We start from the raw sequence: 20,329 nt of genomic DNA, 5'->3' as shown, positions 1-20,329 counted from the left end.
TAAATGAAGCGATGTTAATTTGACCGGTTACGCTAGCGAGTCGCTTATTTTTTTAATTGGCTTGGTAATATTCCATATTTCCTTTTAAAAGCAGCTGAAAAATGTCGCTGATCCTTATAGCCTACTTGAAAGGATACTTCGCCAACGGTCATCTGCTGTTCGGTGAGCATTTGTTTGGCTTGCGCCATTTTAATGTCGTTCCAGAAACCGAATACGGTGGTGCCGAATAATTCCTTGAATCCCCTTTTGAGCGTAAACTCATTGGTACCTACATGATGTGCCAAGTTGATGAGAGAGCAGGGGTTATTTAGATTATTTTGCAAGTATTCTCTAACTGCATAGATTTTGTCTATATCATTTTTCTTTAAAGAAGTATGATAGGGTTTGGCATCACTCAGTTGTTCAAATTGTAACAATAGCAGCTCAATCACTTTGGCCTCCAGAAACATTTTCTTAAATATTCCCTTTCGGTTGCACTGCATGATTTCATGAATGAGCTGATACATTGGATGGCTGATACGATTGTTATACGGCTGCAGCATACCTGCCTCGCCTTTTTCCATTGCCTGTTGAAACTGCATAAATAGTGTGGAGTCTTCGGGTAGAAATCGTCTAAAGAAAGCCGGGGAAAAATTGATTTCGCAGATCTCAATGTCTTTGCTTTCCCATCGCATCTCGCCTCTCATCTGATTGGCATAAATGATATTATGTTGATTGGACTCAAAACCGATACTCCTACCAAAACGGTCAGAATAAGCAGCGCTTTTCCCTTTTAATGCAAAATGCATTTCCACGGTTTCGAAGTCACTTTCAAAGCTGAGGAAAACTTTTTCTGTAAACGACGCTTTTCCATAGCCGATATGAATGCCATCGAAATAAATTTCCTGAAAATATCCGTTGGCAACGGGGTGTATTAATCGTGTCCGTTGTTCACATACATCCCCCTCGTTTGACAACAGTATACCGGGATAATCCCTTTTGATAAGGAGATCACCAAGCTCATAATCATACAGTCTTAGGGCCATAGTTGTCTTTTATTGTCCAAATATTCCTTTTGACAGACATTTTACTCCGTTTTGCGGACCTCTTTGCGTTTAATAACGCGCTAGCTTTGTACAAAAGTATAAATTGTTCGGAACGATTGTCTGTAAAGAGGAATTTTAAATAAAAAAGAGCATACAACCTCTACAATCGTTTGAACATAGTTAGGGTTGATATCTACGTTTATATGGATGAGCATTTAAAAAAAATTATTACAGTAACAGAGGAGCCGATGCTGGAAGCAGAGAGGGGCAAGTTACCACAACATTACGCTATCAGCTTTGACCGGGTAAATTTTGGCAATCAAGATAAGTTAGCGGCCCGGGAGCTGAATTTAGAAATTCCCGAAAATTCCATATTAGCATTGGTAGGGGGTACGGGTTCGGGTAACGCGACGATAGCCTCGCTGATCGCGTGCTGCCGGGGTGTAGATACCGGTCGCATTAAGATCGGAGGCGTGGATATTCGGCATATTAAACAGGATAAATTTTATAGCTTGATCACCAACGTGTTTCAGGATGTCGATCTAGTTGACGACACTATTTACAACAACATCAAGATCGGAAAGCCAGACGCAAGTGAGGAGGAGATTATTGCTGCGGCAGATAAGGCACAGGTGTTAGATTTTGCCTGGGAATTGCCAAAGGGAATGTACGCTTTGATTGGTAACGGGGGGAATAAGCTCTCCGACAGCCAAAAGCAGCGCATAAGTATTGCTCGTGCTTTATTGAAGGATACGCCTATTGTGCTGTTGGACGAGGCTACGGCAAGCCCCGATCTGGAAGATGAACTATATGTTCAGCAGGTAATTCAGGAATTAGTGAAATTGAAAACGGTTGTAGTGATTGCGCATAAATTGGCAACCATTCAACAGGCAGATCAGATCTTGGTTTTAAAGGACGGTGAGATGGCGGAGCTGGGTACGCATAGCGCATTATTGGCAAAGCAGGGGATTTATCGAAGCATGTGGGATATACAGCAAAAATCACGTGGATGGAAGGTTTAATGCGAAGCTACCACTTGTTGTTCGGTCATCTCCGTAGGCGGCAGCTGCGGTTGCCATAGCTGATAATAGTGGGCTTGTTTTTTCATGAGCTGAAAATGAGAGCCTTCTTCTACCACTTGCCCTTCCTTCATTAAAATAATTTTATGGGCGTTTACAATGGTGCTCAATCGATGCGCGATGACGATGACTGTTTTACCGAGTGATTGAAAGGTATGAAGTGCTCTTTGAATGTGATTTTCAGAACTTGTATCCAGTGATGAAGTAGCCTCATCTAAGATGAGGATTTCAGGACGTCGATATAGCGCACGAGCAATAGCGATGCGTTGTCGTTGACCACCGGATAAAGCCGTTCCGTTTTCTCCAATATAGGTGTTGAAACCGTTCGGTAATTTTTCAATAAAGGGAAGCATGCCGAGCGATGAGCATATTTCCATTATGTAGTTAATATCGGGCGTTAAATCGCCAATGGCGATATTGTCTATTAGATTACCTGCAAATAGATCGATCTGCTGTGGTACAACCGATACGATCTGACGAAGACTTTCCAGCTTTACATATTTAATATCAAGACCTCCGATAAGAATGCTGCCACTTTGAATATCATAGATTCGCTGAAGAAGGGAAAGGAGGGTGGTTTTTCCGGAACCACTTTCACCCACGATGGCTGTGACTTTACCCTTTTCAATATGAAGATTTAATTTTTCAAACACTTGTGTGCGTGATCCATATCGAAAAGATACTTCTTTAAAGTGAATATCACCTATCGATTCCTTATTTAACCAAGCTTTTTGATCGTTGTCTTCATGATGAAGATCCATGACTTCGAATAACCTATCGGCAGCAATCAAAGCGTCTTGCATGGTGCGATTCATATCAATGAGGGATTTAACTGGTCCGGTAAAATAACCGATCAATGCATAGAAAGAAAGTAATTCGCCGGGGGTAAGGGCTCCGTTTAAGACAAAACTTGCGCCGGCCCATAAAAGGATAATAGTGAATAAACTGGATACAAATTGATTGGTATTGCCTATCCAGAGCATATTGACGGATGATTGATATACATTTTGCAGTAAATGGATGAAACGACTCTCCGTCTTAAGGTTGGCAAACTGCTCTAATCCGAACCGTTTAATGGTTCCAATGGAATTGATAGATTCAACCAGTTGCGTCTCTAGATCGGCTGATCGCTCCATCATAGTACGCTGTGTTTTTTGATTCAATTTATTGGATATGAAATAGATAAGGCTATAAATGGGAATAACGAGCGCCATGATGATAGCCAGTTTCCAATAATAGGTGAACATCAAGCCAAAAGAGAAGATAATAATAAATATATTTACGGCAATATTGACGAGCACATCGTTTATAAAGGTCCGTATTTTGACGGCATCATTAATACGTGAGATGATTTCCCCTACACGCATATTATCAAAAAACTGTTGTGGTAATTGTAGCAAGTGTTTGTAATAACCCAGGATGAGTCGGGCATCAATTTGCTGTCCGCTTTGCAAGGTGAATATCGTTTTTGAATGGTTGATGAAAAATTGCAGCAGGAGAATAACAATCATGATAAGCCCCAACAAATTCAGCAGATTTTGATTGCCATCGGGCAATACCTGATCGATCAGCTTTTGCACAAAAATAGCTGTGGATAAGCCCAAAATAGTATAGATAACCGAGCCGAATAGTACTTGCGTGAAGACAGACCGATGTGGCTTCAATAAGAAGGCAAAGCGACGAAACACCGAGATGCGCTCATTCCCTGTCCGGAAGTTTTCATTTGGTGCGAGGAGAATAAGTACGCCGGTCCATTGTTCCTTAAAAGTCTCTAACGGGACTTTGTGCATTTTTCCATCTGCTGGATCCATGAGTTGCACGTACTGTTTGCTGAGCTTATAAAGTACAACATAGTGATGTAAACCGTTTTTGAAAACGATATGGGCAATTGCTGGTAGCGGGATTTTTGCCAAGCTGTCGAGCGTGCCTTTAACACCTTTTGCGCTGAAACCGAGTTGCTGCGCAGCCGAAATCATGCCTAGTATGTTGGTTCCTTTCTGATCGGTACTAGCAAATGCGCGTATTTTTGCAATGGGCATCTTCAGATTGTAGAAGCCGCTGACGGATACTAGGCAGGCTGCGCCGCAGTCCGTAATGTCATGTTGCTTTATTTTTATCTTTCCCATCTCTTTTATTTTCTAAGTAGCATTTTCGGTTTGTTTTGGCGTGGATCTAACCAATCATCCACCTTATCATAGAGCAATTGAAAGAGAGATCGTTTTGCTACCATAAACCTGGCCTGGAAACCAAGCCCTTTTTTTAAGGTGCCTTCATAACCATTGTTTGACCGTAAGGCGTTTTCTTTTAAGGAGCATTTTACCTGAAAATAAGGTGATTGGTTTTCGTCTAAGTATACATCTCGTGAGATGTCAAATACGGTACCATGGGCAACGCCCCATTCGTTGTAATTAAAGGCATCAATCTGAAAGCGAACGGGTTGATTCAGAGAGATTAAGCCAATATCTTTCGGAAGAATGTTTACGGTGGCTATCAAGCCAGAATCGGGCGAAATTTCGGCTACCGTTTCTCCTGCAGAGACGAAATTGCCCGATAGAAGACCACTAAATTGTTGAATAGACCCTTTAATAGGGGCCCTGACGGTATAAAAGTCTAACTCTTGCTTATATTTATCTCGTTGCGAGTGTATTTCACTCAATTCAGTCTTTAAATTAGCCAAATCATTTTGCCACTGTGAAATTTGTTGCTCTTGGACTAATTTTCTTTTGGAAGTAGCACGATCTTTTTCATACACGAATTTTTCAAACTCCGCGTCAGATAATACGCGTTTTTCGTGTAATTGCCTGTTACGGTTAAACGATACCAAGGCGTTTTCTAATGCTAAATCAGCTTCTTTCAGCTGTTGAATATATAGGTTTTGTTGCTGTCGGTAAATAGAAGTCCGTAAGGACAATTGAGTGTTAAAGTTGTTTTTTTGTGTTACAAGTGCTGATAAATCGTTAATTCGTTGTTGAAGATCCGAACTTTTTCGCATTAGATATCCCGATTGTTCATCGATAACATTTGTTTGAACAGTGAATAGGATATCACCCGCCGCTACCGGTTGATTTAGTTTGAAATAAACCTTGTCGATTCGGCCGGCAACAGGAGCTTTAACCACGTTCCGTTCTGCAGAAGGAGTAAGGATACCTGTACCTTCTACGCTTACGTCAACTCGAATGAAAAAGAGCGAAATAAAACCGATACTTATTGCCAATAGCGTCATTAGATAGATGATTTTACTATTGTTATAATGTCGGTTGAAATGGCCTTCGGTAGTGAGATTGGCAATTTCTGCTGGAAAAATAACCTTACTGTTCATCTTAGAAAAATGAGGTGCCCAATTTTTATCAGGCACCGAATGTGAATTTAAGCGAACATTTTTGGAAAATTTCCTTTAATCCCGCCAACAATAATGTCAATGATGGGAACCAGAATGGATCCGCCTGTTACATTAGCCAGTTCTTCTGTTGTCAGTTCTTTGATTTCGACTGCTTCTGCCGCATTTTTTGGTGTCTTTTCCATCTTTATAACTTGTTGTTTAACGCTTACTCTTTTCAAGATTTTCAGCAACCTCTGGGTTAGAGGAGAATTTTAGTATCCTCTTCACTCAAAATTACCGAGCTAAGCTAGGTGAAGCAATCCCTGAAAATGGTATTATCATAAATACCAGTTTTCAGGGATGGTATCCGATTTTTGCTTTATATAATTTTACCATCGGTCATGATCAAAAAGGGTATGCCGAAACCTTAATTAATAGAGTAGGCCTAATTAATTTTTGTAAACACGTATGAATACCGAAATTTTAAATGCAGATTTAGTGCCTATGACTCAGGCAGAGCTTGAATCGACTAATGGCGGATTAGGATTTTTAGCGACAGTTGCAGCAGGGGTTCTTATTGCAGGTGCTACTGCTGTAATTAGTGATTGGAAAGGCTTCAAAGCAGGTGTTGCTGAAGCTTTTTAACTGTTTGTTTTAACTAATTTTATAGATATGAAAAGTGAACAAATCATCGAATTATCAATGGATGAGCTTCAACAGATTGAAGGCGGACATATTGATGAAAATACTTCATTCGGCCATGATGTTGGTTATGCAGTAGGTTTATATCTTCGGTATTGCACCATTCCGGGTTTGGTATATGGAATGCTGAAGTAGCGAGGTCCTTTTTGTAGGTTGCCTGTATTTACGGGCAACCTCTTTTAAATCAGATAGTATGAAAGTAAAGAAAAGTGAATGGATGTTTTTGATCTTAATTGGAACTATTGTGTTGTTCTATGTGTTATTTACGGAAAAATGGATTCCGATTAAGCAGTTAGTTTTGTCATTTTTATAGGGTGGTACAGCCTTAATAAAATTATATCGCCAAGTGACTTTATTAAATTTCACTTATTTTGTTGTGTTTAACATAGAGCTATTATATTAGTGGCGATATTTAATCGTCTCTAGATTTTATGAATATTTTTCTCCTGCGTTTCAGTACGCTCATGGTCTTTTTATTTGGTACGATGCTTTCGTTGCCTGGTTTTGGACAAGATCAAATAGTTACTTACCTTAATAAGCACCGCCATATTGTTGCAGAAAAGGATAGCGCACAATATATACGTACCCTAACACCGGGCAAAGAACCGAATGCACCCTATAAGCTGTTGGAGCAATACATAACCGGAGAGGTGTATCGTACGGGGAGTGCTTTTTTTTTTCACGATCGGATTACTTTGGTCGATTTGGTGACAACCTTTCAAAAAGATGGTAAGAAAATAAGCGAAGAACAATACGTTGATGGTGTTTTGGCAGGTGATTGCCGCTATTATTACAAAAACGGCCAACTCAAATCGGAAATGATTGCGCCGGGCAGGGTAGGGAAGGGAAGAGAAAACCTGAAAATGGACGTACCCCCGGCCAAGTTGATGGTATTTTATGATTCTCTCGGAACGCAATTGGTTAAAGATGGTAATGGACAGGTCAAGGATATGAATGACGACAAGGATTTTGAGGAGGGAGCTTATAAAAATGGCTATAAAGACGGGCAATGGAAAGGGACTTTTTTGAAACGGAAATATAGCTATACCGAACGTTATGCCGAAGGTAAACTGATAGAAGGAACGAGCGTTGACTCCGCGGGTACAGAAGTGTCTTATAGTAAAGTGGAAGAACGTCCGGTGTATCCGGATGGGATGCCGGCTTTATATCGTTTCATTGGTATGAACTACAGGTACCCACGACAAGCTTATCAACAACGAGTCAACGGGGCTGTTGTACTAAGCTTTGTAGTAGATAAAGAGGGGAAGCTGGTTGATATAAAAGTTGTGCAAGATTTAGGGCTTGGAACAGGGGAAGAAGGTGTTCGCGTGCTCCGTGCTGCTCCAAGATGGAAGCCCGGGAAATTGCGCGGGATTCCGGTTAGGGTGTCATTTACGATTCCTATTCATTTGAATCTGCAAGGTTAGTCACATCTGCTACAAATATTTTCTTTTTTTGGAGGGCTTCTCTCAGTGCTTGCAACTGACGCCGATACCGGGAAGTATCTTGTTGCTGTCGATCGGCTAATTTAATAGCCTGTTCTTCTTTGGATATAGCCTCCTGAAGTAATTGAAGTGAAGCTAAAATCGTTGCATAGGTATGGTAATATTCCGGTACGTCGTTTCGCCATTTAATAGCGGCCTGAATCCAGTGTAAACTGTTATAAATATAAGGGCCTTTAGCACCTAACTTGATAAAACTGGCTGCTGCGCGGTGTAAGCTTTTGGCAAAGAGTGTATCATACTGCCTTTTTCTCGCTTCTGGAATATGTTCCCATCTTGCTTGCATTGCACTGTCTAAGGGTTGGCGGTACGGCTTATTGTCGTGTGCTGCTAGGTTCATTTTTAACATCGAATCGGGTGTTGAATACAAATAGACGCGATCATAATAATTGACCGCCCGTCGGAAATACTGTGTGGTATCAGCAACCTGTTCTAGGTATTCAACCATGACGCGATCTTGTTCAATGTCAGCAAGAAATGGATTGCTCTTCAGCCAGGCGTTATACATGAAACTCGATAGATTATAAGCCAGGTTGATATCTTTTTCCTGTATGGCTTTTTGAGTGGTATTTTTAATGATTTTTCCATTTATTTTTTTGCGTTCATCTAATGGAAGCTTATGATAGATGCTATCTACAATGGTTTGATTCATGTAGATTAGCCTATAAGTTTTGCTTTGGAGTATAGGGCCTTGCTGTAGAAGAAAACTAACCGTTTCGAAATTGTCCAGATCACGTACTTGTAAAGTTCCCACATACTCATCCAGTAATTGCTGATCTACGGGTTGATCAAGTGAATCAAGTTTGCGTATATATTGCTTTAAAAAGGATGTGGATCGATTCCCTAGCGCATATTTTTGATGATAAGCTACTAAGCTATTATCCGTGGTATCGGGCTGTGCTAGGACACACTGGACAACAAGTAATAACAAAAAAGAGAATAACGCGCGAGCCATAATTAGATAATACGATTTATGATGGTTAAAAATAATAACTTAATGTGTAATTCTTTACTTCAATTATAATTTTGCTTCTAATAAAAGCCGTGTACGAATGAAGATTCTTGACAATTAAATCACCAAGACGATTTTATAAAACCGTATTTTTACGCTTTCTAGAACTATGACAAACGAATTTACTTTACGAGCGGCAACAATAGAAGATAAAGACAGAATTTGGGAGATCTTACAACAAGCCATTGAATTAAGGAAACAGCAGGGAAGTGAGCAATGGCAAGATGGCTATCCGAATCCGGAGGCGGTAAAACAGGATATTGATAAGGGATACGGCTATGTGCTTATATCGAAAAACGATATTCTGGCTTATATGGCCGTTATTTTTGATGGTGAACCGGCTTACGAAGCGCTTGAGGGAGAATGGCTAAGCAATGAAAAATATGTAGTGGTTCATCGGGTAGCAGTAGCACAGGATATTAAAACCAAAGGAGCGGCGACGCATCTAATGAAGGAACTGGAAAAATTGGCTATGGAGCGGGATGTTTATAGTGTGAAAGTGGATACCAATTTTGATAACAAAGCGATGCTACGTATACTGGAAAAGTTGAACTACCAATATTGTGGAAAGGTTTATTTTCGCGGCGGCGCACGGATGGCTTTTGAGAAGCTGTTAGATAAAGACTAATGCTGAGGAAACGATATTCCGTTTCCTCAGCATATGAATCTATTTTTTCATCAGATCCAAATAATATCGCTTAATAGCATAAGGTATATTGACAACTTCTTCGATACCTGCATCAAACGGAATACTTTGCCCGTTAGCAAAACGAACGACTTTTGCTGCCGGATCAAATATGGCCGGTTGCACTTTACCACTTCCGTCGTAATCACCGGGAATGGGTAGATCACCCATCTTACCCAGCTTAATGGCTTTCTCAGCACCGTATACGAGCCATTCGCCGGTGCTCGGTCGCCATACTGCTATATCTGCTTTCCCGTCGCCATTGTAATCTGCCGGTAGGGGTATGTCGCCCGTTTCGCCAAAAGGTACATTCCCAACCGTGGCAATATACCAGGTTTTGTTGCTGGGACGCCAAATGGCCATTTCCGCCGCGCCATCTCCATCATAATCGGCCGGTACGGGCACAGAGGCTTTCCATCCATGCTTAACGGGGTCTTTTCCTGCCGCTGACCATTCGGCTGTTTCCGGATTCCAAACGGCTAGATCAGTAATGCCATCGCCATCATAATCTGCAGGAACGGGAATGTCTCCCGGTTTTCCTAGTGGAACAGCTCGCCAATCGGCCACATAAAATGATGCGCCGGCAGCATTATAGACCGCTGGGTTGGTCTTGCCATAACCCGTATAAGGTGCCGGAACAGGAATATCACCTTTGCGACCTAATGAGCTTTTGATACTTTTAGCATCGTACCAATTTCCGTCTTTGAAACGATATAGATCGGCCTTGCCGTCTAAGTCAAAGTCATAGATCCTGCTGGCCGAAGCTTCGCGGAAAAGCGGTAAGGTAAAGAAACTGTCTTCGTCTTTTTCTTCTAGCTGATGATAGGGGGATAGCGTACGGACTCGTAATTGATCTTTTTCAAGATCAAAGGTCAATAAACGCATGAGTCCATTGCCGCCCATGGGTCGACTTTGATAGTCGGATAACATGGTTTTGATGGTATGGCCGGCATAAGTATCTTGGCGATAGCCCTCGCCATTGTCGCCTACGTGACCGCAAAGCATCAGGAATACATTGGACTGGGTTTTTACGCGATCGTACAGACGTTGCCCTTGCTTGCCAAAGGACGCCTGCCCCGCCACATTGCTACCCGCTACGGGATTATAGCCAAGAATGTAGTGGCTGACGATAATGGCTTTTCGGTCTTTATACTGCTTCAATAAATTTACCGCCCAATCGTTCATGGCCTCTTGCTGCTCGTCGAAAGCATCAAATTCGAGGTAAATAATGATGAGATCTATCCCACCTGCTGAAATAAGGTCGTAATGACTATCGTTGTCTTTGCCAAAATAACCGCCATAATAGTTGCGACCTTTAAAGTGGTCAATACCAAAATATTGGTTATAATATTTCGTGGTACCGCTTACAGCAAATTGACTGGGGTATTGATCGTGATTCCCTACAGCTAACCCATAGGGTAACCCATTCGGAAGTCCCGGTAGGGGTTTTTCCAATGGGTACATCGCCTTTGCAGCATTAGCCCATTGCTCAGGCTTACTGTCGCCCTTGTCGGTAATATCGCCTAAATGCGCTACGTAAACGATATTTTCTGCTTCCCGATTGGCCAGTATCCATTCGATCTGTGTCTCGAAGAGCTTGTTGGTGCCACCTTGGCTCTCCTCGGTGTTATACTGCGTATCCGGTATCACGGCAATAGAGAACGTATTTTTGGCTTTCGGCGGGGTATTGCCTTTTTGTGCCTGTGTACTGAAAGGCAGTAACAGGGCGATCAAGAAGCTGAGTCTTAAAAATTTACTATACATACTTTTTCGTTAATAGCCGGGGTTCTGGATTAATTCGGGATTGACACCTACTTCTGCAAAGGGAAGCGGATACAAAAGCTTGTTCTCATCTACCTGATAGGAGGATGGTACTAAATAGCTATGTGTTTTCTTAAGTTCGGCCCCATAGGCATTCATGGTTTCGATCGCCTTGCCTGAACGGAGTAGATCAAACCAACGATGGTTTTCAAAGGCGAGTTCCACGCGTCGCTCATGTAGAATGAGCTTACGGGCATCTTCCTGCGAAGTGGCTGTTAAAGGTGCTGCTTGCGGGATTGCCCGGCTCCGTACACGATTGACATGTACCATGGCTTCTTGGGTTTTGCCTTGCTCGTTCTGTACTTCTGCTAATAGCAATAAAGCATCGGCAAAACGATATACCGGCCAGTTATCATTGGTATTGTTCTTATCGGTATGTGGATTGAGGTACTTTTTGATGAAAGGAACCCCTACCTTTCCTGCTGGAGCCTGATAGTTTACAATACTTTTTTGAGCGGTTAGGGTAAAGTAATAACTGCCATCGTACGTACCTTCAGCAACGCCAATGGAAGCTTCTAAGCGTGTGTCACCCGTTTCATACGCCCGAATGATATCTTGGGTCGGGGTGTTCCAACCGCCGCCGCCATCTGTGGCGGTATTTTGGGTGGCTACGCCGTAGGTAATAATAGCGGTATTATAACATTTAGGTAAGAAGATATAAATGAAGTTGCTTTGCATGCCGGTTTCCAGCCCTTGCATGAACTGTACTTCGAAGATGGATTCGCGACTGTTTTTATTGGCTGTGGAGAAGACATCCGCGTAGTTTGGCAGTAGACTATACCCCATCGCTTCTAGGCTCAAGAGCAAGTTTTCTGCTTGTGCGTATTCTTTTCGGGTGGCATAAATATCCGCCAGTAGCATCGTAGCCGAGCCTTTGCTAGCATATCCCGATTGTGGAAACTTACTTGGCACCGGTAACAGTGCAATAGCCTCCGAGGCATCATTGATAATCTGGGTATACACTTCTTCTATCGATGCACGGGGAAGGAAGGCGTCCGCTTCATTATTTACTTCTTTTAAGTACAGTGGGACACCTCCGAAATAGCGGACAAGCTTGAAATAATAGAAGGCACGAAGAAATAGGGCTTGCCCTTTAAAGTTATTTTTTGCTTCGTCGTTGAAACTGGCCTGATCAATTCTCGCTAACACGACGTTGGCGCGAGAGATGCCTTTGTAACTGTCGTAATAGATCTGATTGGAATAGTTATTACTGGCATCGTTGGTGAAATCGGCAATATCGGCTTTCATTTCAACAGCGGTACCTTGGATAGCAGGGTTATGTTCGTAATGGGTGTTATCAGAACGCATCTCGGCCGTATAATAATCCGGGCCTACCGTACGTAAGGGATTGTAGGCAGCATTGATAGCCTGTGTAAAGTCGGCCTCGGTTTTAAAGAAATTGGTTTCGGAAACCTGATCTTCGGGCGACAGCTCCAAGACATTTTTGCATCCCTGTACGAGGAAAACAAGCAGAACCGATAAGATGGAAATATATTTTTTCATGTTTTGTCTATTTTTTATATGCACGTTATTGGAAAAGGACATTTAAACCAAATGAGATGGTGCGTGGTACCGGATAGGCATTTTCGTCGATCCCGATGCTGGCGCCGTCTAGCCCGTCTAAGCTGATTTCGGGATTCATGCCGGAATAACTCGTCAGTATAAAGACATTTTGGATAGAGGTGTAGAAACGGATTTGCTTAATGGGGCCGAGACGTTTAACGGGATGTCGGTAGCCCAGTGTGATGTTCTTCATTGCCAGATAGGAGCCATCTTCTACCCATTGCGAATTGACTTGCCGTCCGATACCGGTTGAACCGGTTTTAGTACGCGGAAATTGGCCGGAGCCGGTCTCCTCAGGTGAACGCCAGCGGTCGGCCGCCTCGGCTAAGAGGTTACGCGCGCCGTCCATATTGGTTAAATAGGCCCATTTGGCCGGTAGAATAATGTCACCGCCAATAGCTCCCGCCATGGAAATACCTAAATCGAATCGTCTGTAGGTGAAGTTGTTGGTAAACCCGAAGAGGAAGTCAGGGTTCGGGTCACCAATAAAAGTACGGTCGTTCTCGTTGATAATACCATCGCCGTTCATATCGCGCATTTTAATGGTACCGACGTCCGAATTCGTTTCTTTGGCTGAGTTGGCTAAATCTTCTGCATCTTTATAAAGGCCTTCGAAGATGTATCCGAAGAACATGCCCAGTGGATACCCTTCCTGATTGCGGTAGTAATCAGCACTGGTGGTGTTGTTCCTGCGGAAATAGCCAGGGCTCACCAGTGATTCAATGCGGTTTCTGTTTAAGGATAGATTGAACGCCGTATTCCAGCTGAGTTCGCCAAAGTCGAACTGACCTCCCAAGCTGAATTCGTGTCCCCAGAATTTGATTTCGCCTACATTGGAAGTGATGCTGCTAAAACCGGATGCTTGTGGAATAGGGCGCGCTTGTATCAAGCCGTCCGACAGCTTGTGGTAGTAATCATAGGTAAAGAAAAGTTTATCGCCAAAAAAGGAGGCATCTAAACCGATATCGAATTGCTTACTGCGTTCCCATGCCAAGTTGGTATTGCCTAAGGTGGTAATAGTAGTGCCGGGCGCTAAACTTCCGTTAGCTACATAGTTGGCAGTGCCTAACTGCGCAATATGGGTATAGTTACCTATATTGTTATTTCCGGTGATACCGTAGCTGCTGCGGATTTTGAGCAGGCTTAATGTTTGACTCCAGCGCTGCATAAAGGATTCATCGCTCAAGATCCAACCCAACGAAAAGGAAGGAAAGGAACCGTATTTTTGATCACGGCCGAAGCGACTGGAACCATCACGGCGCATGGAGGCGCTGATGAGATAACGATTTTTGAAGCTATAATTGATTCGACCCAGATAGGAAATCAAACCATAAGCCGTGGCATTACTGGAGCCGCCGGTGATGTTGGCAGCTACGTTAAGATAAGGGACTTCATCGCTGGCGTAGTTGCGTCCGGTAACGGTATTGCTTTCCTGATCGAAAGATTGATAGGAATAACCTGCCAAGACGTCGATGGAATGTGCCTTCCAATGTTTAGTATAATTTAGATTGGCTTCTGCCGTATAGCTATAGTTTGTTACGGAACTACTGGTGCCTGTAGAGATGTCATCACCGTTAATAAGGGCAGGCGAAAAGAATTGCCGTGATTCATCACCTTTATCGATACCGAACAAACCTTTCAGGCTGAGGCCGTCCCATATTTGATAGTTAAGATGAGCATTACCTAAAATACGGGTGGTTTTATAGTCGTCTTTCACCATTAGATAGCGAGCCAGTGGATTGATGTAGTTAACCATACCGGGAGAGCTGGCGTATTTAACGAGGTTACCGTTTTCATCATAGGGATTGATTAAGGGGCTCGCCTCGGAAGTTTTTTGGACAATGCCTTGAATACCGTCGTCTAAGCGGTTGTTGTGATCTAAACGATAGCTCGGAGCGAGGTTAAAACCAACCTTTAGCTTGTCGTCAAAGAGATTATAATCTTGATTGATACGAAGGGAGTAAAGTTGGGTACCGCTATTGATAACAACTCCTTGTTGATTCTGGTAGCCTGCCACAACCGACGATGCGGAGTGTTTACCTGCGCTGGTGAAACTTATATCGTATTGCTGAATGGGGGAGGTACGGGTTAACAAATCAAACCAATCGGTACCTTCACCATATTGCTCGGGATTTTGATAAACCTCCGGGATGGTGCCTTTATAGCCTTCATAGCGAATCATGTCCTGATAGCGTTCGTTCATGAACGTCGCATACTGGCGGGCATTCATCATGACGGGTACACCGCGACTTGGAATGGTTTGGATACCATAGTTACTGTTTAGTTCCACTTTGGTTTGATCGCCGGGTTTCGCATGTTTGGTGGTGATAAGGATCACACCGTTTGAGGCCCTTGACCCATACAAAGCGGTAGCTGATGCGTCTTTCAATACGGTGAAAGATTCGATTTCTGCGGGATTGATGTTATTGATGCTGCCAGTGATTGGCATACCGTCGATAACAAAAAGGGGGGAATTGCCGGAGGAGAGGGACGCTGCGTTACGAATACGCCAGGACATCCCCCTGCCAGGTTGTCCTGATGTTTGATAAATTTGGACACCGGCCAGTTTACCCTGTAGTTGTTGTGCAAATTGGTTGACAGGCATATCCTGTAAATTTTCGGCACTGATTTCTTCCAGTGCACCCGTGATTTCGCGTCTACGTTGGGTACCGTAGCTCACAACCACTTCTTGCAGTTGCCCCGTTCCGCGTAAGCTCACCTGTAGCGATGTTTCTTTATTCTCCAGAACGTTGACACCTTTTTGCTCGTATGTTTCATAACCAATATAGCTCACACGGAGTGTATAGGTACCGGGGTAGGCCTGAAGGGCAAAGCTGCCATCTTCTTTGGTCATAGTGCCGTTATTGGTTCCTAATAAACTGACGCTCGCACCGATAAGTGGATTGCCTTCCGTGTCTTTGATAAAGCCGGCGAGCCTTCCGGGTTGTTGTTTGCGGTTGATGTAAATATTTCCTTTGTTTACTTCGGGAACTAAGGCGGCAGTTTCGGCCAAATACTGCAGAAGCACGTCTAATGTAGTACGCTTTTGAGGTAGTTCTACTACGATCTGCCCATTAATCTGGCTTGGGCTATAGATCAGGTTGAAGTCTGATTGCGCCTGAATGGTTTGCAGCACCTCTTCTAAGGCGATGTTCTTCGACTTAAATTGAATGACTGTGCTGCTGGTTTGCTGTGCCTCGCTTTTATGTGCTAACAGGGTGCCGGCCATGGATAGCAAGGTGAGGAGGGTGATGCATGATAACTTCATAAATGCAATGAAATAAGTGACCAGTATTCGTTTTTTTGGCATATCTTTATTTGTTTTTGATTTGTTTGTGGAAGAACGATTGAAAACAGATGGAACCGGAACTGCTGTCAACAGTTTCGGTTTATTGTTTAACGGGTTTTAGTTGTGTATATGAACCTCCTTTTTCTTGATGGTATATTGAAATGGATTGATTTTTTGTAAGGCTTTTAGCACGGCCTCCAGCGTTGGATCTTCAAATCGGGCAGTGAAGGTTTCATGTTGCCCCCTGCGTAGGTTTAAATGAATGCTTACGCCATACCATGTTTGTAGCTGAGCAACAACTTCTTTCCAAGAGGCGCTTTGAAATACCAGCTCATTATAAATCCAAGCGTGCTCGCTTCCGGGTTGGATGGCCTTGATTTGGTGCCTGCCATTGATATAATCGTAGGTGAACTGCTGCCCGGCGGTAAGCACAGTATGCTGTATTTTACCTTGGTTATGGCTAACGCTCACCTTGCCGGTATTGATACTTAAGCTGTATTGATTGCGATGATTCTGTACTTGTAAATTAAAGGAAGTACCAAGTACGCGCGTTTGCAGCTTAGTTGTGTATACGATAAAGGGTTTATGCTGATTGGGATATACTTCAAAAAAAGCTTCTCCCTGGTCAAGATAAATAGCGCGATTGGGACCGGCAAAGTGTTGATCATACCGTATCGCGGTATTGCCGTTTAACCAGATTGTGCTACTGTCCGGTAGTCGCAATTTAGCCCGCTGCCCTGGTTCAGTGTGAAAGGTAAAAAGTTTAGGTACAGGCTGTTTACCTTCGCTGCCGCTTTGGCTCCTTTTACTAAAAAGAATAAATACACCGATCAGCAATGCGATAGAAGCTGCGATACTACTTGTGAACCATAGCCTGTGAGTATCATTCCGGTTTCGATGCTTTAGGGGTAAATGTTCTTGAATACGTGATAGTATCGCTTCTTCTAATTCCTGAACCTTTCCGGTAGCTAAGGGCTGTTCGAATCGCTGATCAGCTTCGAACCAGCGATCGATCAGTTCTCTTTCTTCTTGGCTACAAGTGCCCCTGAGATACTTCTCTAATAAATTACGTATCTTATCTTGATCCATGTTGGTGCGTTTATTCTATAGGAGTAAAAATGCCGACATGGGTACCAATGGGATTAGGTTATCAAATTGTTAATAAATTATGTGTTTTATGTTGTGGGCTAAAAAAAGAATATAACGGAGAGCATGTGATCTTTAATAGCCAGTCGTATTTTACGCTTCGCGTGTCCTAATTGATTTTTGACAGTTTGCTCGGCCAATCCGAGTTCTTGTGCAATCTCTTCAGTGCTCAGATTGTCTTCTTGATGTAAGCGGTAGATATGCTGTTGCTTGGTAGGGAGTGCATCCACTTCTTTTTTCAGTTGTGCCTCCAATTCTTCTGCAAATAATTGCTGGTCATCGGCATGGGTTAAGGTATCGATAAGTTGACGGTAATCGAATCGATGCGCTTCGTCCTTTAGCGAGCGCTGCATACGTCTGACCAACTCATATTTGGTCATGCTATATAGATAAGCTTCTACCGAACCTTGAATATGAATGTTTTCCTTCTTTTGCCATAATTGGATGTAAATATCTTGTACAATGTCCTTTGCTTCTTCCTCATCTTGCGTTTTACGGAATGCCAATTGATAAAGCTTTTGCCAAGTATCCCTATACAATGATGTGAAAGCGACAGAATCACCGGCTTTGCTGTGTTCGAAGAGTTCGTCTAAGATAGAACCAGACATAAGGTTAGACACGTTCGGCCTCAAAGCTAGTTTGCTAAATTTAACTTCTTGTTAAGCAGTTGTTATTTTGGTGTTATGCTTTACTGTTTGTGCCTCGATATCCGCGAAGGATTTATTTTATATATCCTATCCCGTTTGTAAAGCTGATTTGAAGGGTATCCATAATACGTGGGATATAAACTTATCGGTTAGATAAAAAAGAATAAAGGATGAGAAGTAAGGTTTGTTCCACGATAGATTTGCGTAATATAGCGTAAGATTTTTTCAATTGATTTTTAACCGTATGAATGGAAAGATTATAACGATCTGCAATTTCTTCATTACTCAGACCCTCATCGCGTTTTAAGATAAAAATCTGTTGACATTTTTCGGGCATTTGTGCTACGGCTTCATCTACCAAGCTAAAAATATCCCCCTTTTCTTCTGATTCAATTTCTCCACCAATCGACCAATCACGATCCTTTGCATAATATTCTTCACGGGCAGCTCTGGCCGTTAATTCTTTTAATAAATTGATCGCTTTATTTTTTCCCAAGGTGTACATCCAGGCCCCTATCGAGTCAATTTTGCCTAAATGCTCTCGACCTTCCCAGATCTTCACAAACACGTCTTGCGTAATTTCTTCTGCAAGTTCCCTGGAATTTACCAAACGAAGAATAAATTGGAACACCCGTTCTTCGTAACGCATCATCAAGCTTTCCAATGCATAGGCATTACCTTGCTTGATCTCCAACAGCAATGCTTTTTCTTGCTGTCGAGACATGACCGGTTGATTCATAAGATACCTCTTTCAGATTACAGCGGCAAAAGTAATAATGCTATATTATCTTAATGTTACGTTCAGTGATTGTATAAAAGGAACCTTTTTTTAAATCAATTTGTTGTCACTCTGGCTTAATCCAAATTTTTTCGTTCTTTATGTTTCATTAATTTTTCTCACTTTACCTTTGATGCAAAGTGAGGCAAACATCAAGGCTGCACATCCTTTCGCTAAAGATTTAGGCCACAAGCGCAATCCTGTGGAGCCGCTCCGCCACGCTTGTCAACCCTTCGCTTCTTCACATGATTTTTTCCCAGGGTTATCCTAAATCTTCTTAACGCTCATGCTGTGAGGCCGTTTTCCCTTCACACAGGGCTATAGTACCAGGCTAAAGAATAATACGTTCGGTTAAAAGTAAAAGCCCTCCGTTCCGCTAAATGTCGCCTCCAAAATTTACATTTCGTATTGGGAGGCACTACCGTTCCTGTAAATTTTGCCTGCCTGCGGTAGGCAGGAAGCGACGAGTTTATTCACATATTGTTTATTTCATTAGGCGTTCATGAGCTCGCCTTGCTCGGTTTTGCGTCACTTTTTGCGGAAACCACGAAGTAGCATGAGTGCCTTTTAAAACAAACAATAACGAATAAAAGTGACTAAAGAAAAGGTTCCTTTAATATAAACACCCAGACTGTTATATCAAAAGTGAAGCTGAGTTTACAGATACTTAGTTTACTTTTCCTTAACAAATCTTTAAACGAAGCTTAATCTCTGAGCGTAGCTCTTTTCAATAGGTCGTTCTGTCATCTTATTAGATGAATGAGACGTTATTACAAACCCTATTTAAAAAGTATAGAAGTCAAACCCTAAGTGAAGAGGAAAGGGAACTTTTTTTCAGCTTGCTGGGGAATCCCGAATATAAAGAACGAGTAGAGGAATTAATACGCGAACTATGGAAGGACACGGAGCACTTTGAAAATGCCCCGCTAACATCGGCGGGGAAGAAGCGGATAGCCTCGGTAATGGCACGCATCGAAAGCCCTGAAAGAAGAGTAAAGAGGAGATTCCCAGCCTTCTGGGCAGCGGCAGCCAGTATTGCCTTGGGGTTTGGGTTGGCAATACTTTATTACGCCCAACAGGTAAAAACACCAGGTCCGGAAGCACCTCATGTGACGGAAATAAAAACCAACTATGGCGAGAAAAAGAAAATCACCTTACCAGACGGAAGCTTAATTTACCTGAATGCAGGAAGTGTATTGCGCTATGCCAATACTTATAATAAACAGAATCGGGAAATTGAATTAATCGGCGAAGCCTTTTTTGAGGTAGCGCCGGATAAAGCACGGCCATTTGTTGTACGTAGTCAAGAGCTGCGGACTCACGTTTTAGGAACGTCGTTCAACGTGCGGGCTTTTGGTGACGACGATCATCTTTTTGTGGCGCTGATAACGGGATCGGTACGTGTTGACCATGACTCATCGTCCTCTGTATTAAAACCAGGCGAAAAAATCAACTATAATAAATTAACCAAGGAAAGTAGCGTGTTGCCCATCAATGATAAGGATTATTGGGGGCTTTGGCGTAAGGAGGTCTTGGCTTTTAACGGGCAACGTTTTGCCGAAGTAGCGTCCTTAATGGAAAAATGGTATGGTGTAAAAATCCATGTTAATAACCGGTCTTTGTTAAATCGGCGTTTCACCGGTGAATTTAAAGATTTACCCATTAACAAAGTGCTGGATATGCTAAGTAAGAGCAGCTCTTTCTCTTATCGAATTGAAAAGAATCAGGTCTATATTAAATAAGTTAAAATTTGCAAAATCA

The 20,329-nt window shown here is 42.6% G+C and carries 17 protein-coding genes; 6 read left to right on the top strand and 11 right to left on the bottom strand.

Annotated features, from left to right (window positions below; genetic code table 11):
• Positions 1 to 44: 44 nt before the first annotated feature.
• Positions 45 to 1,025: a helix-turn-helix transcriptional regulator gene (locus tag QT327_RS27730; RefSeq protein WP_130855074.1), complete on the bottom strand. Its 981-nt coding sequence runs from the start codon at positions 1,023 to 1,025 to the stop codon at positions 45 to 47.
• Positions 1,026 to 1,228: 203 nt separating this feature from the next.
• On the opposite strand from QT327_RS27730, the gene QT327_RS27725 reads away from it, so the two are divergent.
• Complete coding sequence (locus QT327_RS27725) at positions 1,229 to 2,047, top strand: ABC transporter ATP-binding protein (RefSeq protein WP_289554374.1); 819 nt, start codon at positions 1,229 to 1,231, stop codon at positions 2,045 to 2,047.
• Here the strand turns inward: QT327_RS27725 and QT327_RS27720 are convergent.
• From QT327_RS27720 to QT327_RS27710, 3 genes are read right to left on the bottom strand one after another with little or no spacing between them, the layout of a single operon-like run.
• Complete coding sequence (locus QT327_RS27720) at positions 2,044 to 4,230, bottom strand: peptidase domain-containing ABC transporter (protein ID WP_130855076.1); 2,187 nt, start codon at positions 4,228 to 4,230, stop codon at positions 2,044 to 2,046. The genes QT327_RS27725 and QT327_RS27720 overlap by 4 nt on opposite strands.
• A gap of 5 nt (positions 4,231 to 4,235) precedes the next feature.
• A complete protein-coding gene (locus tag QT327_RS27715) occupies positions 4,236 to 5,459 on the bottom strand; it encodes an HlyD family secretion protein (RefSeq protein WP_149104986.1) in 1,224 nt (407 codons plus the stop codon).
• 11 nt (positions 5,460 to 5,470) lie between these two features.
• On the bottom strand, positions 5,471 to 5,626 hold the full coding sequence (locus QT327_RS27710) for a class IIb bacteriocin, lactobin A/cerein 7B family (RefSeq protein ID WP_130855078.1): 156 nt from the start codon (positions 5,624 to 5,626) through the stop codon (positions 5,471 to 5,473).
• A gap of 265 nt (positions 5,627 to 5,891) precedes the next feature.
• Here QT327_RS27710 and QT327_RS27705 point away from each other — a divergent pair, with 265 nt between their 5' ends.
• The 3 genes from QT327_RS27705 to QT327_RS27695 all read left to right on the top strand — a co-directional run bounded on the left by QT327_RS27705 (position 5,892) and on the right by QT327_RS27695 (position 7,552).
• Positions 5,892 to 6,068, top strand: coding sequence for a class IIb bacteriocin, lactobin A/cerein 7B family (locus QT327_RS27705; protein ID WP_130855079.1), 177 nt, complete (start codon positions 5,892 to 5,894; stop codon positions 6,066 to 6,068).
• 27 nt (positions 6,069 to 6,095) lie between these two features.
• A complete protein-coding gene (locus tag QT327_RS27700; RefSeq protein WP_130855080.1) occupies positions 6,096 to 6,260 on the top strand; it encodes a bacteriocin in 165 nt (54 codons plus the stop codon).
• Positions 6,261 to 6,556: 296 nt separating this feature from the next.
• The gene (locus tag QT327_RS27695) at positions 6,557 to 7,552 is read left to right on the top strand and encodes an energy transducer TonB (protein WP_130855081.1); all 996 of its coding nucleotides are present in this window, start codon (positions 6,557 to 6,559) and stop codon (positions 7,550 to 7,552) included.
• Here the strand turns inward: QT327_RS27695 and QT327_RS27690 are convergent.
• Complete coding sequence (locus QT327_RS27690) at positions 7,527 to 8,582, bottom strand: hypothetical protein (protein WP_130855082.1); 1,056 nt, start codon at positions 8,580 to 8,582, stop codon at positions 7,527 to 7,529. The genes QT327_RS27695 and QT327_RS27690 overlap by 26 nt on opposite strands.
• A 166-nt stretch (positions 8,583 to 8,748) precedes the next feature.
• Between QT327_RS27690 and QT327_RS27685 the strand changes: the two genes are divergently transcribed.
• On the top strand, positions 8,749 to 9,267 hold the full coding sequence (locus tag QT327_RS27685) for a GNAT family N-acetyltransferase (RefSeq protein WP_041387073.1): 519 nt from the start codon (positions 8,749 to 8,751) through the stop codon (positions 9,265 to 9,267).
• A gap of 39 nt (positions 9,268 to 9,306) precedes the next feature.
• Here QT327_RS27685 and QT327_RS27680 read toward each other — a convergent pair whose 3' ends face one another.
• The 6 genes from QT327_RS27680 to QT327_RS27655 all read right to left on the bottom strand — a co-directional run bounded on the left by QT327_RS27680 (position 9,307) and on the right by QT327_RS27655 (position 18,529).
• The gene (locus QT327_RS27680; protein ID WP_149104985.1) at positions 9,307 to 11,088 is read right to left on the bottom strand and encodes a metallophosphoesterase; all 1,782 of its coding nucleotides are present in this window, start codon (positions 11,086 to 11,088) and stop codon (positions 9,307 to 9,309) included.
• Between the two features lie 9 nt (positions 11,089 to 11,097).
• On the bottom strand, positions 11,098 to 12,648 hold the full coding sequence (locus QT327_RS27675) for a RagB/SusD family nutrient uptake outer membrane protein (protein ID WP_013664113.1): 1,551 nt from the start codon (positions 12,646 to 12,648) through the stop codon (positions 11,098 to 11,100).
• Between the two features lie 25 nt (positions 12,649 to 12,673).
• The gene (locus QT327_RS27670; protein ID WP_130855085.1) at positions 12,674 to 16,018 is read right to left on the bottom strand and encodes a SusC/RagA family TonB-linked outer membrane protein; all 3,345 of its coding nucleotides are present in this window, start codon (positions 16,016 to 16,018) and stop codon (positions 12,674 to 12,676) included.
• Between the two features lie 96 nt (positions 16,019 to 16,114).
• Entirely contained in the window at positions 16,115 to 17,086 is a 972-nt protein-coding gene (locus QT327_RS27665; protein ID WP_130855086.1) for a FecR family protein, read from the bottom strand.
• Positions 17,087 to 17,184: 98 nt separating this feature from the next.
• Positions 17,185 to 17,751 (bottom strand): RNA polymerase sigma factor, encoded by a 567-nt coding sequence (locus tag QT327_RS27660; protein ID WP_013664110.1) that lies wholly within the window; start codon positions 17,749 to 17,751, stop codon positions 17,185 to 17,187.
• Positions 17,752 to 17,932: 181 nt separating this feature from the next.
• Positions 17,933 to 18,529, bottom strand: coding sequence for an RNA polymerase sigma-70 factor (locus QT327_RS27655; protein ID WP_130855087.1), 597 nt, complete (start codon positions 18,527 to 18,529; stop codon positions 17,933 to 17,935).
• Positions 18,530 to 19,323: 794 nt separating this feature from the next.
• On the opposite strand from QT327_RS27655, the gene QT327_RS27650 reads away from it, so the two are divergent.
• A complete protein-coding gene (locus QT327_RS27650; protein WP_130855088.1) occupies positions 19,324 to 20,310 on the top strand; it encodes a FecR family protein in 987 nt (328 codons plus the stop codon).
• The last annotated feature ends 19 nt before the right edge of the window (positions 20,311 to 20,329 follow it).

The organism is Olivibacter sp. 47 (assembly GCF_030372825.1).
Classification (GTDB): domain Bacteria; phylum Bacteroidota; class Bacteroidia; order Sphingobacteriales; family Sphingobacteriaceae; genus Olivibacter; species Olivibacter oleidegradans.
This window is presented reverse-complemented; position numbering and strand designations above follow the sequence as displayed.

Coding starts and splice junctions, on each gene's coding strand:
- QT327_RS27730 (WP_130855074.1), bottom strand. CDS start 1,025: ATGGCCCTAAGACTGTATGATTATGAGCTTGGTGATCTCCTTATCAAA.
- QT327_RS27725 (WP_289554374.1), top strand. CDS start 1,229: ATGGATGAGCATTTAAAAAAAATTATTACAGTAACAGAGGAGCCGATG.
- QT327_RS27720 (WP_130855076.1), bottom strand. CDS start 4,230: ATGGGAAAGATAAAAATAAAGCAACATGACATTACGGACTGCGGCGCA.
- QT327_RS27710 (WP_130855078.1), bottom strand. CDS start 5,626: ATGGAAAAGACACCAAAAAATGCGGCAGAAGCAGTCGAAATCAAAGAA.
- QT327_RS27705 (WP_130855079.1), top strand. CDS start 5,892: ATGAATACCGAAATTTTAAATGCAGATTTAGTGCCTATGACTCAGGCA.
- QT327_RS27700 (WP_130855080.1), top strand. CDS start 6,096: ATGAAAAGTGAACAAATCATCGAATTATCAATGGATGAGCTTCAACAG.
- QT327_RS27695 (WP_130855081.1), top strand. CDS start 6,557: ATGAATATTTTTCTCCTGCGTTTCAGTACGCTCATGGTCTTTTTATTT.
- QT327_RS27690 (WP_130855082.1), bottom strand. CDS start 8,582: ATGGCTCGCGCGTTATTCTCTTTTTTGTTATTACTTGTTGTCCAGTGT.
- QT327_RS27685 (WP_041387073.1), top strand. CDS start 8,749: ATGACAAACGAATTTACTTTACGAGCGGCAACAATAGAAGATAAAGAC.
- QT327_RS27680 (WP_149104985.1), bottom strand. CDS start 11,088: ATGTATAGTAAATTTTTAAGACTCAGCTTCTTGATCGCCCTGTTACTG.
- QT327_RS27675 (WP_013664113.1), bottom strand. CDS start 12,648: ATGAAAAAATATATTTCCATCTTATCGGTTCTGCTTGTTTTCCTCGTA.
- QT327_RS27670 (WP_130855085.1), bottom strand. CDS start 16,018: ATGCCAAAAAAACGAATACTGGTCACTTATTTCATTGCATTTATGAAG.
- QT327_RS27665 (WP_130855086.1), bottom strand. CDS start 17,086: ATGGATCAAGATAAGATACGTAATTTATTAGAGAAGTATCTCAGGGGC.
- QT327_RS27660 (WP_013664110.1), bottom strand. CDS start 17,751: ATGTCTGGTTCTATCTTAGACGAACTCTTCGAACACAGCAAAGCCGGT.
- QT327_RS27655 (WP_130855087.1), bottom strand. CDS start 18,529: ATGAATCAACCGGTCATGTCTCGACAGCAAGAAAAAGCATTGCTGTTG.
- QT327_RS27650 (WP_130855088.1), top strand. CDS start 19,324: ATGAATGAGACGTTATTACAAACCCTATTTAAAAAGTATAGAAGTCAA.